At 71.5% G+C, this 17644-nt stretch carries 17 protein-coding genes; 12 read left to right on the plus strand and 5 right to left on the minus strand.

All coding sequences use genetic code 11. The features are described from left to right. Positions 1-134 precede the first annotated feature (134 nt). Complete coding sequence (locus HNR67_RS29845) at positions 135-1169, plus strand: alcohol dehydrogenase catalytic domain-containing protein (RefSeq protein ID WP_185005506.1); 1035 nt, start codon at positions 135-137, stop codon at positions 1167-1169. A 73-nt stretch (positions 1170-1242) separates the two neighbouring features. Then, entirely contained in the window at positions 1243-2007 is a 765-nt protein-coding gene (locus tag HNR67_RS29850) for a maleylpyruvate isomerase family mycothiol-dependent enzyme (RefSeq protein ID WP_185005507.1), read from the plus strand. Here the strand turns inward: HNR67_RS29850 and HNR67_RS29855 are convergent. Then, entirely contained in the window at positions 1989-3011 is a 1023-nt protein-coding gene (locus HNR67_RS29855) for an NAD(P)/FAD-dependent oxidoreductase (protein WP_185005508.1), read from the minus strand. The genes HNR67_RS29850 and HNR67_RS29855 overlap by 19 nt on opposite strands. Positions 3012-3117: 106 nt before the next feature. Between HNR67_RS29855 and HNR67_RS29860 the strand changes: the two genes are divergently transcribed. Next, positions 3118-3894, plus strand: a complete 777-nt coding sequence (locus HNR67_RS29860) for a MerR family transcriptional regulator (RefSeq protein WP_185005509.1) — start codon at positions 3118-3120, stop codon at positions 3892-3894. A gap of 144 nt (positions 3895-4038) precedes the next feature. Further along, complete coding sequence (locus HNR67_RS29865; protein WP_185005510.1) at positions 4039-4614, plus strand: DUF6292 family protein; 576 nt, start codon at positions 4039-4041, stop codon at positions 4612-4614. A gap of 5 nt (positions 4615-4619) precedes the next feature. On the opposite strand, the gene HNR67_RS29870 is transcribed toward HNR67_RS29865, so the two are convergent. The 4 genes from HNR67_RS29870 to HNR67_RS29885 are packed head-to-tail and all read right to left on the minus strand — an operon-like array spanning position 4620 to position 7991. Further along, positions 4620-5135 carry a hypothetical protein gene (locus HNR67_RS29870; RefSeq protein WP_185005511.1) on the minus strand — a complete coding sequence of 172 codons (516 nt, stop codon included), beginning with the start codon at positions 5133-5135 and terminating at the stop codon, positions 4620-4622. Next, positions 5107-5679, minus strand: a complete 573-nt coding sequence (locus tag HNR67_RS29875) for an HNH endonuclease family protein (protein ID WP_312988320.1) — start codon at positions 5677-5679, stop codon at positions 5107-5109. Before HNR67_RS29875 ends, HNR67_RS29870 begins: the two co-directional genes overlap by 29 nt. Beyond that, positions 5645-6883: a DUF262 domain-containing protein gene (locus HNR67_RS29880; RefSeq protein ID WP_185005513.1), complete on the minus strand. Its 1239-nt coding sequence runs from the start codon at positions 6881-6883 to the stop codon at positions 5645-5647. Before HNR67_RS29880 ends, HNR67_RS29875 begins: the two co-directional genes overlap by 35 nt. Positions 6884-6905: 22 nt before the next feature. After that, a complete protein-coding gene (locus HNR67_RS29885; protein WP_185005514.1) occupies positions 6906-7991 on the minus strand; it encodes a glycosyltransferase in 1086 nt (361 codons plus the stop codon). A 145-nt stretch (positions 7992-8136) separates the two neighbouring features. Between HNR67_RS29885 and HNR67_RS29890 the strand changes: the two genes are divergently transcribed. The 8 genes from HNR67_RS29890 (at position 8137) to HNR67_RS29925 (ending at position 17474) form a co-directional block, all read left to right on the plus strand. Beyond that, entirely contained in the window at positions 8137-9345 is a 1209-nt protein-coding gene (locus tag HNR67_RS29890) for an MFS transporter (RefSeq protein ID WP_185005515.1), read from the plus strand. Next, positions 9342-10691, plus strand: coding sequence for an ATP-grasp domain-containing protein (locus HNR67_RS29895; protein ID WP_185005516.1), 1350 nt, complete (start codon positions 9342-9344; stop codon positions 10689-10691). The genes HNR67_RS29890 and HNR67_RS29895 overlap by 4 nt, the downstream gene beginning before the upstream one ends. A gap of 122 nt (positions 10692-10813) precedes the next feature. Continuing rightward, positions 10814-11665 carry an SAM-dependent methyltransferase gene (locus HNR67_RS29900; RefSeq protein WP_185005517.1) on the plus strand — a complete coding sequence of 284 codons (852 nt, stop codon included), beginning with the start codon at positions 10814-10816 and terminating at the stop codon, positions 11663-11665. A 93-nt stretch (positions 11666-11758) separates the two neighbouring features. Continuing rightward, positions 11759-12436 (plus strand): hypothetical protein, encoded by a 678-nt coding sequence (locus HNR67_RS29905; RefSeq protein WP_185005518.1) that lies wholly within the window; start codon positions 11759-11761, stop codon positions 12434-12436. 104 nt (positions 12437-12540) lie between these two features. After that, a complete protein-coding gene (locus tag HNR67_RS29910) occupies positions 12541-13998 on the plus strand; it encodes an AfsR/SARP family transcriptional regulator (RefSeq protein ID WP_185005519.1) in 1458 nt (485 codons plus the stop codon). An 85-nt stretch (positions 13999-14083) separates the two neighbouring features. Then, positions 14084-15457, plus strand: coding sequence for a radical SAM/SPASM domain-containing protein (locus HNR67_RS29915; RefSeq protein WP_185005520.1), 1374 nt, complete (start codon positions 14084-14086; stop codon positions 15455-15457). A gap of 158 nt (positions 15458-15615) precedes the next feature. Next, on the plus strand, positions 15616-16287 hold the full coding sequence (locus tag HNR67_RS29920) for a flavoprotein (protein WP_185005521.1): 672 nt from the start codon (positions 15616-15618) through the stop codon (positions 16285-16287). Next, entirely contained in the window at positions 16287-17474 is a 1188-nt protein-coding gene (locus HNR67_RS29925; RefSeq protein WP_185005522.1) for an MFS transporter, read from the plus strand. The genes HNR67_RS29920 and HNR67_RS29925 overlap by 1 nt, the downstream gene beginning before the upstream one ends. The last annotated feature ends 170 nt before the right edge of the window (positions 17475-17644 follow it).

The following is a 17644-nucleotide window of genomic DNA, read 5'->3' on the forward strand; positions in this document are numbered from 1 at the left end:
TCGGACGCTACTTCCCCGGCAGGGCGCGAAACAAGACGCGATCTCTGTCAAGCCTCGATCGAGTGACGCACGGGTGTGTTTCCCCTCAATCACGGCACTATTACGCCGCCTCGCGGTATGCCAGGATCCAGGCCGTGTCCGGAACCCAACTCATGTCCGCGGCGGTACTGCGCGAACTCCGCGGCCCGATCACCGTGGAACAGCGCCCGCGCCCGGTGCCAGGTCCAGGTCAGGCGCTCATCCGGGTCCGCGCGGCCGGGTTGTGCCACACCGACCTGCACCTGGCCACCGGCGAGGCGATCGCCCCGCCGCTGCCGATCGTGCTGGGCCACGAGATCGCCGGCGAGGTCGCCGAGGTCGGTCCCGGCGTGGACGCGCCGGTGGGTCAGCGGGTGCTGGCCTACTACTACGACGGCTGCGGCCGGTGCGCCTGGTGCGTTGGCGGCATGGAGAACCTGTGCGCCGCCCCGAACGCCAAGTGGGGCTTCGACACCGACGGCGGCCTGGCCGAGTACTTCCTCACCGCCGCCCGCTGCCTGGTCCCGATCGCGGAGCAGGTCTCCTTCGCCGAGGCCGCGGTGCTGGGCTGTTCGGGCACCACCGCGGTCCGGGTGGTGCGCGCGGTCGCCGAGGTGGCGCGGGGCGAGGTGGTCGTGGTGATCGGCGCGGGCGGGGTCGGCCTGGCGGTCACCCAGGTCGCGGTGGCCGAGGGCGCCACGGTGTTCGCGGTGGACCCGCACGAACCGAGCCGGGCCCAGGCGATCCGGTACGGGGCGACGGCGGCGGTCGATCCGAGGGCGGCGGATCCGGTGGCGGCGGTGCTCGCGGCCACCGGCGGGCGCGGCTGCGACGTGGTGATCGACACCGTCGGCAACGAGCACACCCCGGGCCAGGCGGTGCGGATGACCCGACCGCGTGGTCGGGTGGTGCTGGTCGGCTACACCGACAAGCCGGCCGCGCTGGACGTGCTGGAGGTGGTGGTGCGGGAGACGATCCTGCGCGGCTCGGTGGGCGCGACCCTGGCCGACGCGCGCGCGGTCATGGCGATGGCGGCGGCGGGCCGGATCCGGGCGTGTGTGGCCGGCGAGTATCCGTTGGGCGGGGTGGACGAGGCGTTGCGCAGGCTGGCCGAGGGATCGGTGGTGGGCAGGCTGGTCGTGGTGCCGTAACGGCCGATGTCGAGATCGCCGGGTCGGCTCCGACCAGCTCGTGCACAACGGTTCCCGAGCACGAGAGGCGACCATGGACTTCACCCGTCAGCACACCGAGATCCGCGTCCAGACCGAGGTGTTCACCGAGCTGGCCGGGGCCGACCCGCGGGCCCCGGTGCCCTCCTGCCCCGGCTGGACGCTCGGCGACCTGGTGCGGCATATCGGCGGCGGTCACCGCTGGGCCGCGGAGATCATCCGCACCAGGGCGACCGGGTTCCTCCCCGATGACCAGGTGCGCAAGCTCGACGGCGACGACTCCCGGCCGCTGCCGCTGGACTGGCTGGTCGAGGGCGCGACCGAACTGGCCGAGGCACTGCGCGCGGCAGGCCCCGGCCTGGCGGTCTGGACCCCGCTGACCTCGGGCGGCGGGACCGACTTCTGGGCCCGGCGGTTCGCGCACGAGACGGTCGTGCACCGCGCCGACGCGACCCTGGCCGCCGGGATCCCGTTCACCGTGGCCACCGAGGTCGCCCTGGACGCCGTCGACGAGTGGATGATGCTGGACTCGCTGGCGCAGCACTTCGAGTACAACCCCGGCAAGCGCGCGCTGCTCGGCCCCGGCCGCACACTGGCCTTCGCGGCCACCGATGTGGACGCGGCCTGGTTCGTCGACCTCACCGGCGAGGTGATCGTCTCCGGCCGTGGCCGGGGCGCGGCGGCGGTGACCGCGCGCGCCCCGCTGACCGATCTGCTGCTGGCGCTGTACCGGCGGAAGCCCTTCGCCGGCAACGGGATCGCGGTCAGCGGCGATACCGCGCTGCTGGCGTTCTGGCTGACTCACATCGGGTTCGGCTGAAGCAGCCCGGCCAGGCCGTGCCGGTCCGCGCCGAGCACCAGTTCGCTGAGCCGGGACTCCTGCTCGGGGCTGAACGCGCGGCGGCCGACCGCGCGGCGGGTGTCCTCCTGGACCAGGTCGGCGTTGATCGAGGTGGCCGCCGCCATGCCCGCGGCGGCCGCCATGACCACGCTGGCCATCAGCTCGGTCACGTTGCCCGCCGCCCACACCCCTGGCACCGAGGTCACGCCCCGCCCGTCGGCCTCGATGTGTTCGCCCATCGGGTGTTCGGTCAACGACAGCCCGAGGTCGGCGAGGAATCCGGCGCGGGCGGCGAACCTCGGCAGCACCGCGATCGCCCGCCGCGGCACCACCCGGCCGTCGGCCAGCCGGACCCCGGAGATCCGGTCCGCGGTGATCTCCAGCCCGGCCACCTCGCCCTCGACCACGGCGATCTCCCTGGCGGCCAGCTGCTCGCGGTCGGCGGCGGTCAGTTCGGGCGCGGTGTGCCGGAACAGCACCACATCCGCGCTCCACTGCCGCAGCAGCAGGGTCATGTGCAGGGTGTGCGGGCCGCCGCCGAGCACGCCGATCGGCTGGTCCCGCACCTCCCAGCCGTGGCAGTACGGGCAGTGCAGCACATCCCGGCCCCAGCGCTCGCGCACGCCGGGGATCTCGGGCAGCTCGTCGGTCAGGCCGGTGGTGATCAGCAGGCGGCGGGCGCTGAACCGCTCCCCGTCGGCGGTGTCCACCTCGAACCCGGTGGCGGTGCGACGGGCGGCGGTCACCGTGGCCTGGCGGACCTGTCCGCCGTAGCCACGCACCTCCGCCGCGCCCAGCTCGACGAGTTCGGCGGGCGGCAGGCCCTCGCGGGTGAGGAAGCCGTGCACGCCTTCGGCGGGGGCGTTGCGTGGTTCGCCCGCGTCCAGCACGAGCACGGAGCGGCGGGCGCGGGCCAGGGTGAGCGCGCCACTGAGTCCGGCCGCGCCGCCGCCGATGACCAGGACATCTACCTTGGTTGTCATGGCCCCACCGTGCGCCGCCGCTGGACGCCTTGGCAAAGTTCCTTGCTGATTTGGCAAGTCGGGCGCGGGTTGACCTTGACCCAGGGGCAGGGTCCATCCTCACCGGATGACCCTCGGCGTCACGATCGGCCAGGCGGCGGCCTTCGTCGGCATCACCATCAAGACCGTGCGGCACTACCACCGGCACGGTCTGCTCGACGAGCCGCGGCGGGACAGCTCCGGCTACCGGCGCTACGGCTCACCGGAGTTGCTGCGACTGGTCCAGGTCCGCACGCTGGCCACCGCGGGCGTGCCGCTGGCCGAGATCAAGTCGCTGCTGGCGGCCGACGGCGAGCAGTTCGCGGCCGCCCTCGATGACGTCAAACGCCGCCTCACCAAACAGATCGAGGACCTCACCGCGCGCCGGGACACCCTGCACCGGCTCACCGAGGGCGACCGGGCGCTGCTGCCCGAACACGCGCTCGCGCTGCTGGACCGGCTGCCCGGCTTCGGCATGACCCCGGCCGATGTGGAGATCGTCCGGGAGGGCCTGGTGCTGGCCAGGGCGCTGGTCCCGGAGGACTTCGACGCCTACCTCGGCAACGTCGAGGCGGCCCTGGACGACCCCCGGTTCGTCGAACTGCAACGACTCGGCTGGGCCGCGGCCGACTGGGATCCGGACGATCCCCGGCTTGAGACACTCGCCACCGCGATGGCCGAGCACTACCTCGCCAACCCCGCGCAGCTGGCCATCGTGACCGCCTTCCAGGGCCGCAGCGACCCGGCCGCCCGGCACGGGCTGATCAGCTACCACAACATGGACAAGGCCCCGGCCTGGGCACGACTGACCGCGCTCACCGAGGCCAGACTCCGCGCCGCCGGGGTGCCCATCGCACATCGATGACGGCGATGCCAGCACCGTTACCGCACGGTGACCGCTTGCTGACCTGAGCGGACTCGCATTTGCTCCCAGGTGAAGCAGCGGTAATGTCTCCTCATTACAACCAAACACGCTGGCGATCCCGGCCAGTCCGGAAACGGAGCCAGCATGAGCGCATCCCCCCGTCCAGCCAGCACTGGTTTCGCCGAAGCCAGGGCGCACGCCAGCCGGGTCGAGTTCGGTCAGCAGGTCCGCGCCGCCCGCACGGTCGCCTGCCACGCCACCGATCCGCAGGACCGCCACGACCTCCTGGCCATGCTCGGGCTGCCCAACCCCGAGCCCACCCCCGAGCCCCCGCCGCTGTCCCAGGCCCTGTCCAGCTACGTGCACGCCGTGGCCGCCGCGCTTGGCGTCTCCACCGACGGCGCACTGTGCGAGGTCACCGACACGGCAACGGCCTACCTGGCCCTCACCCGTCGCTGGCCCGGCCTGCCCGGCCACGACCTGATGCTCACCTGGACCGAACGCCACGGCTGGCTGGTCGCGGTCGAAACCGACCCCGCGGAGACCCCCGTGGTCATCGCGAGCCTGGGCGCGGACCTGACCCCCGCCCCGGCCCTGGTGGCCCGGTTCGTGACCGATGCACTGGCCGGTGGCGCGACCGCGGTCGGCTCGCCTGGACCGGTGGCCGACGCGGACCGGCGTGGACTGGCCGAGCGGATGGCCGCGCACTCGGTCGGCTGAGTCGCTCAGCGCTCGGCGGTGTCCCGGAACCAGCGGAGGATCTCGCCGAGCGCTCGCACGTTGGCCGGATCGGCCAGCACGGACAGCGGGAAACTGGGGCGCCGGGCCAGTTTGCTGGCCGGGATGTCGATGCCGGGAATCTGGTTGAGGCGCAGGCGGAAGTCCTCTCGGATCGCCGGGTCGGTGAACGGGTCCCGGGTGGACAGGTAGAGGAAGACGACCTCCACGTAACCGGCGGCGCCGTAGGTCGGGTAGATGGTGAACGGCCAGACGTGTTCCCGATCGGGCCGGTCGAACAGCAGGAAGCAGCTGGTCACCTTGGCACCGTCACCGAAGCCGAAGTGCCGGCCCAGCTGCTCCAGGAATCGCTGCCACCGGATCTCGTAGTCGTCCGGGTCCGCCTGCTCCTCGGCCAGGCTGGTGGCGTCCAGGCCGAGCAGTTCGGCGAGGTCGGCCGCGGACAGCCACTGCTCCGGATCGGCGACGTTGTGCTCATCCAGGCGAACGCCATCGGCGCGCAACACGTCCAGTATCTCGCCGCGATCGGTGTCGGCCCAGCGGAAGGTGGCCGAGACCCGGCCGCGGATGCGAGTCGATCAGGGTGGCGACCTCGCCGTAGGTTGTCCACGCGCCCATCGGCAGGGCAGCCAAGGCTCGGTGCAACAGGCTCCAGTCCCTGGCCTTCTCCACCTGATGCACTTCCGCCGGACCCGGCCACAACCGGATCGCCCGGTCGGCCAGATCCTCCGCCCTGGCCAGGATTTCCTTTGCGCCCCAACGGCTCGTGCCCGCGATCTGCCGATTCAGCTCCAGGTGGCTGACGGAAAGCAGGTCCTGTTTGCGCTGGAATGGATGGTTGGACAGGGTGGCGTTGACCGCGGTCAAGGTCAGGTTGCCCAGGGTGTGCAGCAGTTCCTTGTGTCGCTCCGCCGGATCGCCGCCGTCCTCGGCCAGCACATCGAGCCACTCCTGCGTCGGGGTCTGGGGTAGCACGTGTTCGATGGTGAGCCTGACACTGCCGGTAGAACGCCTAGGTCCGGATCGCGGTGCGCAGCGCATCGTCATCGGGCCAGGAATGCCGTTGGCCGGAGAGCACCTGGCGCACGGCCTCGGCCACCGGCAACTCGGCGGAGAGCTGGGCTGGCAGGTCCTCGAAGATGCGGGCCAGGCTGTTCGTCGGCACCTGGCAGATCATCCGGCGGACCAGGAAACTCTCCACGTGCACCAGCGCCGTCACCAGGTCCACTGTGGACAGTTCGCCACGGTCACGCTTGTCCAGCAACGTCATCAGCATCGGGTGGGCCGCCGTCACGGACCAGTCCGCGAGTCGCCGCAGGCACTCGCGGACCGCCGGATCCGGCTCGCGGTCCGGTTCGGTCAGCGTGCGCAGGTGCGGGGCCCGGCGGGTCAGCTCGCGCAGGTAGGACTCGACCGCGGCCTCGGTGCCGCCTGCCCGGCGCAGCCGTTCCTGTTGCGCCACATACAGATCCTGCCGCCGGACCCGCTCATCGCCGGTCAGCACCAGGTGCAGCCACATGAGTTGTTCCAGGCGGTCGCCCAGTTCGCGTTCCAGTGGCAGCCACAGGTCGGTGTAGATCCGCTCGGCCTGGGTGGGCAGGCACATGAAGAGGTGGTTGCGCAGCAGGTCGGCCTGGCTCAGCCGCAGGCCGGTGTTGTTGAGCGACTCGAAGATCCGGTGCACGTTGTCGTCCCGGTCCGCGGTGACCAGCACCAGGGTCAGCCGGGTGGTGAGCGACTGCTCGACCCGCTCCAGCGCGGCCGGATCGGTCAGCCTGCCGAGTTGCCGCCGGAAGTACCGGTAGGCCACGGCGAGCCGGTCCTCGCCGTCGGCCTGCCCTTCCAGCACGCACCGCCGGTAGCTGTCCCGGTCGGCCTGGGTGGGCAGCAGCCGCAGTCGGTCATCGCCCTGCTTGTACCGGTTGAGCAGGTACAGGTCGTTGATCCGCTCGGTCTCGCCAAGGTGGTCGCGCAGCGCGGCCAGCGCCAGGCTCAGCGAGGTCAGCCGTTGCTGGCCGTCCACCACCACCCACTGCTCGAAGCCCGCCTCACTGCGCGGCGAGGGCGCCAGCACCACCGAGCCCAGGAAGTGGGTCGGCCCGGCCGGTGGCGGCCCGGCCTGGCTGAGCACGTCCTCCCACAGGAGTTCGAGCTGTTTGTCCGTCCACGAGTAGGTGCGCTGGTACAGCGGCACCTGGAACTGCCGTTGGCCCTGGATCAGCCCGGTCAACGTGGTTTCCGAAGCACGCAAGAGTCCCCACCCCCGGCAGGAATTAGACCAGCAGCGTATCGATCACCTCACCGGGGGTAGGCATCGCCGCGATCTCCGCGCTGACCTCGCGGGCCGCCGCCTGCCACCCCGGATCGGCCAGCAACCGCCGCAACAGCTCCGGCGTCACCTCCTCGGCAACCGCTTTCACTCCCGCCCCGCGCGCCTGCACCGCGTCCGCCGTGATGAACCGGTCCGACCCGTCCGGCAGCACCAGCTGCGGCACTCCCGCCGCCAGCGCGGCCAGTGCCGTGCCCGAGCCGCCGTGGTGCACCGCTGCCGCGCAGGTCTCCAGCAGCCGGTGCCACGGCACCCAACCGGTCGGTTGGACGTTGCTGGGCAGCGGGCCCAGTTCGCTGATGTCCATCCGGCCCATGACCAGGGTGAAGTCGGCGTCGATCGCCGCCGCGGCGGTGACCACGCGGTCAAGGCGGGTGAGGCCGTCGACCTTGGGTGGCACGGTGCCGAGGGTCACCGCGATCCGCGGGCGTCCGGTGGGAGCGGGGAGGTCGCCAGGGGTGTCGAGGGGGATGGGGCGCAGCGGGTGGCCGTAGTCGGGGCCGGGGATCATGCCGCGGGGGGCGACTTCCAGGGTGTGGCCGGGGGTCAGGGTGGGGTGGGCGAGTTCGGTGAGCATCAGCTCGCGCAGGGGGGCGGTGCGGGTGAAGCCGAGTTCGTGCTGGATGGCGGGGATGCCCAGCTCGGCGGCGGCGATCAGGGCGGCCGGGTAGAGGTACTCGTAGATCACCAGGTCGGGGCGCCAGGCGCGGACCGTGGCGATGGTGGCGGGCAGGGCCGCGCGGTTGACCTGGGCGGCCAGCGGGACGAAGGCGGCGCGGTCGGCGGAGTTGGTGGCCACGGTGCGGGCCAGCAGGCCGGGGTGGCGCTCGGCGCCCAGGCGGCGGAGTTCGTGCCGCCAGTCCAGGCCCGGCTGGATGGGCAGGTGCGGGATGTCCAGCCGGGTGATCGCCTCGCCGCCGTCCAGGGTGGCGAAGGCGATGGCGTGGCCGCGGTCACGGAATGCCGTGGCCAGCGGAATCATCGGTAACAGGTGGCCGGCCCCTGGACTTCCCAGGAAAAGGACTCGCATGAATCAAATCCTTCAATGTTGCGAGCAGAGTCACATCGGCCGGATTGGCCGAGGACAGCACAAGATGATAACATTCTGTTTCTCCGTTGTTCATCCCCGCCATTTGCGATGAACTCGATTCCGCGAATTACCGAGTTGAGCGAATGTGACCCGACTGTACAACGGCTACCAACTGTTCTCCGGACTGCTCTGGTGGCTGCCCGTCTTCTACCTCTACCAGCGCAACGCCGGTCTGACCGACGAGCAGATCTTCACCATCCAGAGCATCTACTACGTGTTCTTCTGCCTGCTGGAGATTCCCACCGGCGCGCTCGCGGACCGGTTCGACTATCGCCGGTTCCTGCTCGCCGGGGCGGGCACGCTGCTGGTCGCGAACCTGTTGCCGGTGTTCTGGCCGGTGTTCTGGGGATTCCTGGTGCACTTCCTGCTGGTGGCGCTGGCGAACTCGCTGGTCTCCGGTGCGGGCAGCGCCTATCTGTACGAATACCACGTCCGTTCGGGCGTACCGGAGCGTTATCGCAAGGCCGAGGGCAATGCCCGCGCGGCCAGCCTGATCGGGCGGGTGGCCTGCCTGCCGCTGGCCGGGTTCCTCATGCAGTGGCACACCCCGCTGCCCTACCTGCTCACCGCCGCGGGCGCGGCCGTCGCGGTGCTGCTGGCCGCCCGGCTGCCCGCGCTGCCCGGTGGTCAGCGGCGGCCGGACAAGGCCGATCGGGAGCCGCTGTCCCAGGCGCTGACCGGCGCGGTCCGGCTGGTCACCCGCTCCAAGCTGCTGATGCTGTTGATCGTGCAGGGCGTGGCGGTGTTCACCCTGGTCCGGGTGTTGCAGACCAACCTGTTCCAGCCGATCCTGGCCGCCAAGGACCTCCCGGTGGCCGCCTTCGGCTCGGTGCTGGCCGCCAACGCGCTCTTCGAGGTGGCCGGGGCGGCACGCTCGGCACTGGTGCGGCGCTGGCTCAGCGACACCAGGGCGATCCTCGTGCTGACCGCCGTGCTCGCCCTGCTGCTGGCCCTGCTGGTCCCGGCCGGACTGGCCGCGACCATCGCGCTGATGTGCGTGTTCTCCCTGGTCTCCGGGGTGGCGTACCCGATCCAGCGGCAGCTGGTCAACGACGCCGTCACCGATCCCTCCCGCCGGGCCACCGTGCTCTCGGTCGAGTCCATTGTGGACAGACTGGTCTGCTCGCTGGTCGTGCTCGCACTGGGCGCCTACCTCTCCGCCGGGGCGCTGAACCTGTTCCTCCTGCACCTGGCCATCGGCACCGTGGTGCTGATGACCGTGCTGGCCGCATTCCTCCGCCGGGCGCACCGCCGCCGCGCGCCGGAGGCCGTGATCGAAGGAAGCACTCGATGAGCAAGAAGATCCTCTACCTCTACGTCAAGGGCGGCGCGCCGCTGGAGCACGTCTTCCCGCGGATCGCGGGCGAGGGCGAGCTGCACGTGCTCGCGCTGATGCCGTTGCCCGAGGCTGGCGAGTCCGAGTGGCGGCCGGCCTGCACCAGCGTCACCGAGCTGGCCACCGAGGCCCGCGGCGAGGCCCTGGTGGACCTGGTGGTCGAGCACGCCAGGGCACTGGGCGCGGACGCGGTGCTGTCGATCTCGGAGTTCGCGGTGCTGCTGGTGGCCAAGGTCGCGCAGCGGCTGGGCCTGCCCGGTGGCGGTCCCGGGCTGATCACCGCGCGGGACAAGCGGTTGATGCGCGAGACCTGGGAGCGCGCGGGTGTGCCGATCCCCCGGTTCCGCCGGGTGGACTCCGAGGCCGACCTGGCCGCGGCGATGACCGAGCTGACCCCGCCGCTGCTGCTCAAGCCGGCCTGGGGCGCCGGATCCGTGGCCCAGCTGGTGCTGCACACCGCCGAGGACGTGGCGCCCGCGTGGCGGCAGGTCGCGCAAGCCCTCGAGCTGGGGCACCAGGTGGGCATGAACGAGCTGTACGCGCCGGACACCGACCGGGACCTCCTCGTCGAGGAGATCCTGGCCGGGTCGACCGAGGGCTGGTACACCGAGCCCGGCTACGGCGACTACGTCAGCGTCGAGGGCATCGTGGCCAACGGCGTCTACCACCCGCTGTGCATCACCGGGAAGCTGCCCGCGATCCCGCCGTTCACCGAGGTCGCCAGCACCATGCCGAGCACGCTGCCCGAGCCGGTGCAGCGCCACCTCGAGGACATCTCCCGCCGCGCGGTGGACGCGCTGGGCCTGGAGACCTGCGGCACGCACACCGAGATCAAGCTCGGCCCGGACGGCTTCGGCGCGGTGATCGAGACCGGCGCCCGCTTCGCCGGACTGATGGTCACCAAGCAGATCGAGGAGGTCTTCGGCTTCGACCCGATCGCCATGCTGGTGCGCGAGCTGCTCGGCGAGCCGGTGGACTACCCCGAGGCGATGATGATCGAGGGCAAGCGGGCCGCCGCCTCGCTGGCGGTGATCCCCACCGACGCGCACGGCGCCCCCTGGGCCAGCACCCCGCGCTGGAACCCCTCCGGCGCGGACTGGGACACGCTGCTCTCCCCCGGCACCACCGCCGATCAGGTGAAGGCCTTCGAGATGCCCGAGGGCGACCCGGTGCCGGTCTATGACCCGTCCGGGGGATCTCGCAACTGGCTCGGGGTGTTCTTCGTGACCGCCGAGGACGCGGAAACCCTGCGCCGGGACTGCAATGCGGTGCTCAACGGCCTGGAAGCGGCCCTGCCCGCCTGATGGTGAAAATCCAACACTAGGAAAAATCCGGACATACACGGCGATACGGTCAATACGTCGTCGTGTATGTCCGGTTCGCGGCGGCAGACCGATCGAGTTCCGCGCCCAGGGAGCCCGCCTGCATGCTGCGAGACATCCGTACGTTCGGCAAAATCCTCCGCGCCATCACCACTCGCGACCCCGCCGCGCGGGTACGCCGGTTCTACGAGTTCACCGATCCGAAAACCGACTTCGAGGGTCAGCGAACCCGGTATGTCAACATCGGCTATTGGCAGTATCCGGACAGCACCCTGGACGAGGCGGGCGCGGCACTGGCCACCTGCCTCGGCGACGCGGTGGCCCTGGCCCCCGAGCACGACGTGCTGGACGTCGGCTGCGGTTACGGCGAGCAGGATTTCCTCTGGCTCAACACCGACAAGGCGCGGTCGGTCACCGGCGTCGACGTCACGCCAAGACACGTGCTGGCCGCCACCCAGCGCGCCGAGCAGGACGGGCTGACCGACCGGCTCACCTTCCGGATGGGCAGCGCGACCACGTTGCCGTTCCCGGATGCCAGTTTCGACCGGGTGGTCTCGCTGGACGCGGCCTTCCACTTCCACCCGCGCAGCGCGTTCTTCGCCGAGGCGTTCCGGGTACTGCGGCCGGGTGGCCTGCTCGGCACCGTGGACACCATCCCGCTGCACGGCGACACCCCGCGCGAGGTCTTCCGCTCACCGCGGTTCAGCCTCTACCGGTTCAGCATCCCGGACGCGAACTGGCACGACCGCACCGCCTACGCCGAGCAGCTCACCCGGATCGGGTTCGACGAGGTCGGCGTGCGCTCGATCCGCGAGCACACCTGGGAGGGCTGGTTCCGGCACTGGGGCGATCCTGGCCGGGCCGGCAAACCGGACTGGTGGCAGGACCAGGACCAGATCCGGCGCGAACTGGACCTGCTCGACTGCGTGCTGGCCGTGGCCCGCAAACCCGGCTGAGCCGGTGACAGCAAGCTGCCAGCGGTGACTGAGCGGCACCTCACCTGACCTACCCTCGGCGCGAATCGTCGATCAGGTGAGGGGCTGCGCGTCATGCGTGCTCGGTGGGCACCGCTGGTGGCGCTGCTGATGCTGGGGGCCTGCGGCCCGCCGGAGCCACCGCCGGGGCCGGTGCCCAACCTGGTCGCGGAGTACGTGCGGGCGGCCGAGGTCCGCGACGATCCGCTGGCCGGGTACCGGGCGCACAGCCGCACGCCCGAGGACCGGATGGCCAACTTCGCCGCGCACTTCTCCCCGCAGCAACTGCAGAACGTCCTGTTCACCGCCCGCCAGTGCCAGGACAAGGTCGAGTGCTCACCGAGCGATGCCGCCAGTGCCGCGATCCGGGAGTACGGCGGCACCGAGATCTTCCAGCGCCGCCTCCTGATCCGGCGCGCCGACAGTGCGATCGAGTTGCTCACCCTGCACGTGGCCCGCGCCCCCGGCGGCCCGGCCCGGGTCTTCGACAGCGCTGGACAGGGCTACGGCGGCGACCTGACCGAATTCCGGCGGGAGAACACCCTGCTCGCTCCTGAGGACTACCTCCGGGGGCCGAGGGAGCTGGCCAGGCTGGACGGCGAGGGCGAGCTGGTCACGGTCACCGGTTCGACGGCCCGGCGCTGGTGGATCGGCGGCAGCACCCTGTTGATCCTGATCGGCGCTGGCCTCACCGTGATGTTGCTGGGCGTCGCGGCCGTGCTGCTGCGGCGGCGCGCGGCCCGCGACCGGTAGCCGATCGACCCGCCACCGAAGGTCCGCCTCTTCGGGCAGGGAACCATGATCGCGCGATGGTGATCAGTTGACGTGGCAGGGAAGCGGTTGTCTCGTGGACTGTCATGGAGTTCCGCGTACTGGGCCCGCTGGAAGTGCGGCGAGACGGGGTGTGCCTGCCGGTGCGGGCGCCGCGGCAACGGGCGCTGCTGGCCGCGTTGTTGTTGCGGGCCAACGAGGTGGTCAGCGCGGAGCGGCTGGTCGAGGTGGTCTGGGGGCCGGTCTCGCCGCCCTCGGCCGCGGCGAACCTGCGCAGCCACCTCACCGCGTTGCGGCGCCTGTTCGGCCCGGAGCAGTCCCGGCTGATCGCCCGTTCCGGCGGCTACCTGCTCACCGTGTACCCCGGTGAGCTGGACCTGGCCGGGTTCACCGCGGCGGCCGAACGGGGCCGGGAGGCGTTGCGGCGCGGGCAGACCGTCGAGGCCGCCCGGCAGCTGCGGGACGCGCTGGCGCGGTGCCGGGGGCAGCCGCTGGAGAACGTGGAGCTGCACGGGGTCGAGGCCGAGCTGGCCCGGCTGGGCGAGGCGCGGCTGGCGGTGACCGAGGACTGCCTGCGCGCCCGGCTGGCCGCCGGGCAGGAAGGCGAGGTGGTGGCGGAGTTGCGGGAGCTGACCGCGGCGCACCCGAGCCGGGAGCAGCCGCCCGCGCTGCTGATGCTGGCCCTGCACCGCTGCGGCCGACCGGCCGAGGCGCTCACCGTGTACGAGCACACCCGGCGCAGGCTGGCCGAGGAGCTGGGCGTGGACCCCGGCCCGGAACTGCGGCGGCTGCACCAGCTCATCCTCAGCGAGGACAGCAGCCCGGAACCCGCGCGGCCGACGCCACCGGCCCAGCTCCCCCAGTCGATCATCGACTTCACCGGCCGCGGCAACGAACTCCGCGAACTGGACGAGCTGCTGGACCGGCGCGCGGACGGCACCCTGGTCGCCGCGATCACCGGCGGCCACGGCCTCGGCAAGACCGCGCTGGCCGTGCGCTGGGCGCACCGGCACCGCCCGCGCTTCCCCGACGGCCAGCTGCACGCCGACCTGTGCGGGCACACCTCCGGCCTGCCCGCGCACACCGTGCTGGCCCGCTTCCTGCGGGCTCTCGGCGCGGCCACGGTGCCGCCCAGTCTGGCCGAGGCCGCCGCGCTGTACCGCTCGCTGCTGGCCGATCGCCGGGTGCTGGTGTTGCTGGACAACGCGATCGGCCCCGAACAGGTCCGCCCACTGCTGCCCGGCAGCCCCGGCTCGCTGGTCCTGATCACCAGCCGGGACCCCCTGGACGGCCTGGTGGTCTTCGAGTCCGCCCGCAGGCTGCGGCTGAACCCGTTGCCCCCGGAGGAATCCCACACCCTGCTGGCCACCCTGCTCGGCCCGGACCGCCTGCACGCCGAACCCGAGGCCGCCACCCAGCTCGCCAAACTCTGCGACCACCTGCCGCTGGCCCTGCGCATCGCCGCCGCCGGGCTGTCCGCGCACCCGGAACGCGCACTGGCCGAGCACCTGGACCGACTGCGCGCGGCGGTCGGCAGCCGCTGAATGTGCGCCGCCTGTGCGGTTCCTATGCACCCGGCTCGGCAGGATCGGATCTCGAAGGCGATCAAGCGATCTCGGAGGCGGCGCCATGGCGAACGGCCGGTACACCCCATCGCGGTTCCTGAGCATGAGCTTCGACCAGGACCAGTCCCTGATCGTCAACTCCTCCCGCACCGGCGCGATCGGGGTGGTGGAACCGGAACTGGCCGAGCAGGCCCGGCGGGCGCTGATCCCCGGCACGATCAGCCACGCTCCGCTGGAGGGCATCCTGGCCGACCTGGAGCACGGCGGGTTCCTGGTGCCGGAGACGATGGACGAGGCCCAGCTGGTGCACCAGTCCTACCTGCGCCGCTACGACCCGTCGATGCTGCACCTGATCATCATGCCCACCGAGGAGTGCAACTTCCGGTGCGTGTACTGCTACGAGTCCTTCCTGCGCGGCGAGATGAAACCGGAGTTGCGCGACGGGCTCAAGAAGTTCCTTGAGGCGCAAGAGGATCTGGAACAGCTGGCGGTGCACTGGTTCGGCGGCGAACCGTTCCTGGCCGCGGGCACGGTGCTGGAACTGATGCCCTGGATGCGCGAGTTCACCGACCGGCGCGACATCAAGTTCAGCGCCAGTGCCACCACCAACGGCTCACTGCTCACCCCCCGGTTCGCCGATCAGATCATCCCGCTGGGGGTCAACCACTTCCAGATCACCCTGGACGGCACCGAGGCCGACCACAACGCGCGCAGGCACGGCAAGGACGGCGAGGACACCTTCCGCACCGTGCTGGACAACCTGCGCTACCTCCGCCGGTCCACATTGGACTTCGAGGTGATGGTGCGGCACAACTTCGACCCGGAGACGCTGTCCAGGCTGGACGGCTACCTGGCGATGCTGCAGGAGGAGTTCGGCGGCGATCCCCGGTTCACCACGCACTTCGAGGCCATCGGCCGCTGGGGTGGCGCCGGGGACGAGGACCTGGTGATCTGCGAGGGCAAGAGCGGTCCGCGCGCGATCGTGGAGGCCCGCCGCCAGGCCGCGGCCGCCGGGTTCCGGGACGGCACGGTCTCCAGCTCGATGGGCCCGGACGGCTACGTCTGCTACGCGGCCAACCCGCGCTCGTTCGTGATCGGCTCCGACGGCACCGTCTACAAGTGCACGATCGAACTGGACTACCACGAGCGCAACAAGGTCGGCGTGCTCCGCCCGGACGGGCTGATGGACCTGGACTGGGCCCGGATGGCGCTGTGGTGCGAGACCGACGGCATGGACACCGGCAAGAAGTGCGTCTCCTGCTGGTTCCAGCCCTCCTGTCACGGCGCGGTCTGCCCCAAGGAGTGGATGGACGACAACGACGTGTTCTGCCCGCCTGCCAAGCAGACCATCCAGGAAACGCTCAGATTCGTCCGCGCCGAACGTGCGCACACCGGACCGGTCCAGCCGAAGGACCAGCAGTTCTGTCCCAAGGGATGACAACGGAAGGGGGTGACCCACATGACCTGGCTTTCGCAGCCCCGCCCGGCTGAACAGATCAAGCCCCCGGGCGATGGCAACTGTCACTGCTGATCCCACGCCGGTCCCCGCCGCTCACCCGGCGGGGACCGGCTCCCTGGGCACCTGGAGGAGATTTCGTGTACAGCACACCGCCCTGCGACCGGCTGCTGGTCGGCGTCAGCGGATCCATCCACGCCATCCACATCATCGACTACCTGCTCCGGCTGCGCCGTGAGTTCGCCGGCGAGATCAAGGTGATCATGACGGCGGCCGCCACCAGGGTCATCCCGCCGAACACGGTGGAGACGGTGCTGGCAGACCAGGTGCTCACCGACCTGTGGGGCGGGCCGACCCAGAAGGCCCCGCACATCCGGCTCACCCGCTGGGCGCAGTTGTTCCTGGTGCTGCCGGCCAGCGCGAACATCATCGGCAAGGCCGCCAACGGGATCGCCGACGACCTGCTGTCCACCGCACTGCTGTCCAGCCCCCGCCCCGCGGTGTTCGCCCCGGCCATGAACCCGGCGATGTGGGCGAGCAAGGCGTTGCAGCGCAACGTCTCCGCCCTGCGCGCCGACGGGCACTACGTGGTCGAGCCGGGCGAGGGCGTCTCGCTCAGCTCCGGCGAGCTGGACCTGGGCCTTGGGCCGACGCCGCGCACCCTGTTGCCGCACCTGTGGCACGTGCACCTGCGCAGGCTCAAGGAGGAGTACTGGCCGGCGGCCACCGCCGAACGCGCCCGCACCCCGGCGGCACAACAGAAGCCGCTGGTGCCGGTGTCCGCGCTGCTGGCCGGTCCCCCGGCGAACTGATGCTCACCCCGGCCTTCCGGCGGCTCTGGGCCGCGGGCGCGGTGTCCACCATCGGTGATGCCATGAACGGCACCACCGTGGTGCTGTGGCTCTACAGCCAGAGCACCGCGCCCGCGCCCTGGCTCAGTGCGCTGGTGCTGGCCGGGTTCCTGCCCAGGGTGCTGGTGGTGCCGCTCTACGGCAGGCTGGCCGACCGGTTCGGGCCGAGGGGCCTGATGATCGGCGCGGACCTGCTGTGCGCGGTGCTGGCGCTGCTGCTGGCCGGTGCGCTGGTGCTGGGCAGTCCGGTGCTGGCGGTGCTGTGCGTGGCCGCGCTGGCCGCCGGGGCCACCCTGGCCGAACCGGCCCAGCGCGCGCTGACCCCGGCCACCGTCGGGCCGGAACAGCTCACCAGGGCCAACTCGCTGCTCACCCTGACCACCCAGCTCGGGTTCACCCTGGGTCCGGCCGCCGCGGCCATCGCCACCAGCTGGCTCGGCCCGGTGCCGGCGATCCTGTTCGACGCGGCCACCTTCCTGACCTCGGCCCTGGTGCTGGCCGGGTTGCGGCTCATCCGCCCGGCCGAGGCCGAGGCAGAGGAACCGGTGCACGGCACCATCCGGTCCGGGCTGGCCGCGATCCGGGGCAGCCGGGTGCTGCTGGTGGCCACCGCCGCGGCGCTGGCGCTGTCCCTCTCCGCCGGGGTGAACAACACGATCATGGTGGTGTTCCTGGACCGGGACCTCGGCGGCTCGCCGGCCGACATCGCCTGGCTGTCCGGGGTGAACGGGATCGCGCAGATCGTGGCCGGCGGGGTGGTGGTCGCGCTGGCGGCCCGGTTGCCGGTGGCGCGCGGCCTCGCGGTGAGCATGGCGGTGATGGCGGCCGCCTCGGTGCTCATGGTCAGCGCGACCGATGTGCCGACCGCGATCGGCGCGGTGCTGGTGACCTCGCTGGCCAACGCGCCCTTCAGCATCGCCTACACCACGCTGTGCCAGACCGCGGTGCCCGAGCGCCTGGTCGGCCGGGTTTTCGCGATCACCGGCGGCATCGGCAGCCTGCTCTTCATGCTGGGTTCGCTGGCCGGTGGCGCGCTGGCCGATTCGGCGGCCAGGGAGGCGATCTTGTTGTCCGCCAGTGCTTTGGTGCTCGCGGCGGTGCTGGCCGCGCCGTTGTGGCGGGTGCGGCAGGTCAGCCGGACAGGCTGAGCACGCAATACTTCCGGTCCGGGAACGCCGGAAACTGGCCGGTGATCTGGGGTTTTCCCGGACTTTCCCGGCTAGTGCCCGCCTTTCCCGGCAGTCTCCCCGAACAGCCGATCGCCAGCTGGGGCAGGCGCGGGTTTCCTGGAGGGTGCCGAGCACACAGCCCTGGGGAG

Origin of the sequence: Crossiella cryophila, from assembly GCF_014204915.1 — a bacterium.
GTDB lineage: Bacteria > Actinomycetota > Actinomycetes > Mycobacteriales > Pseudonocardiaceae > Crossiella > Crossiella cryophila.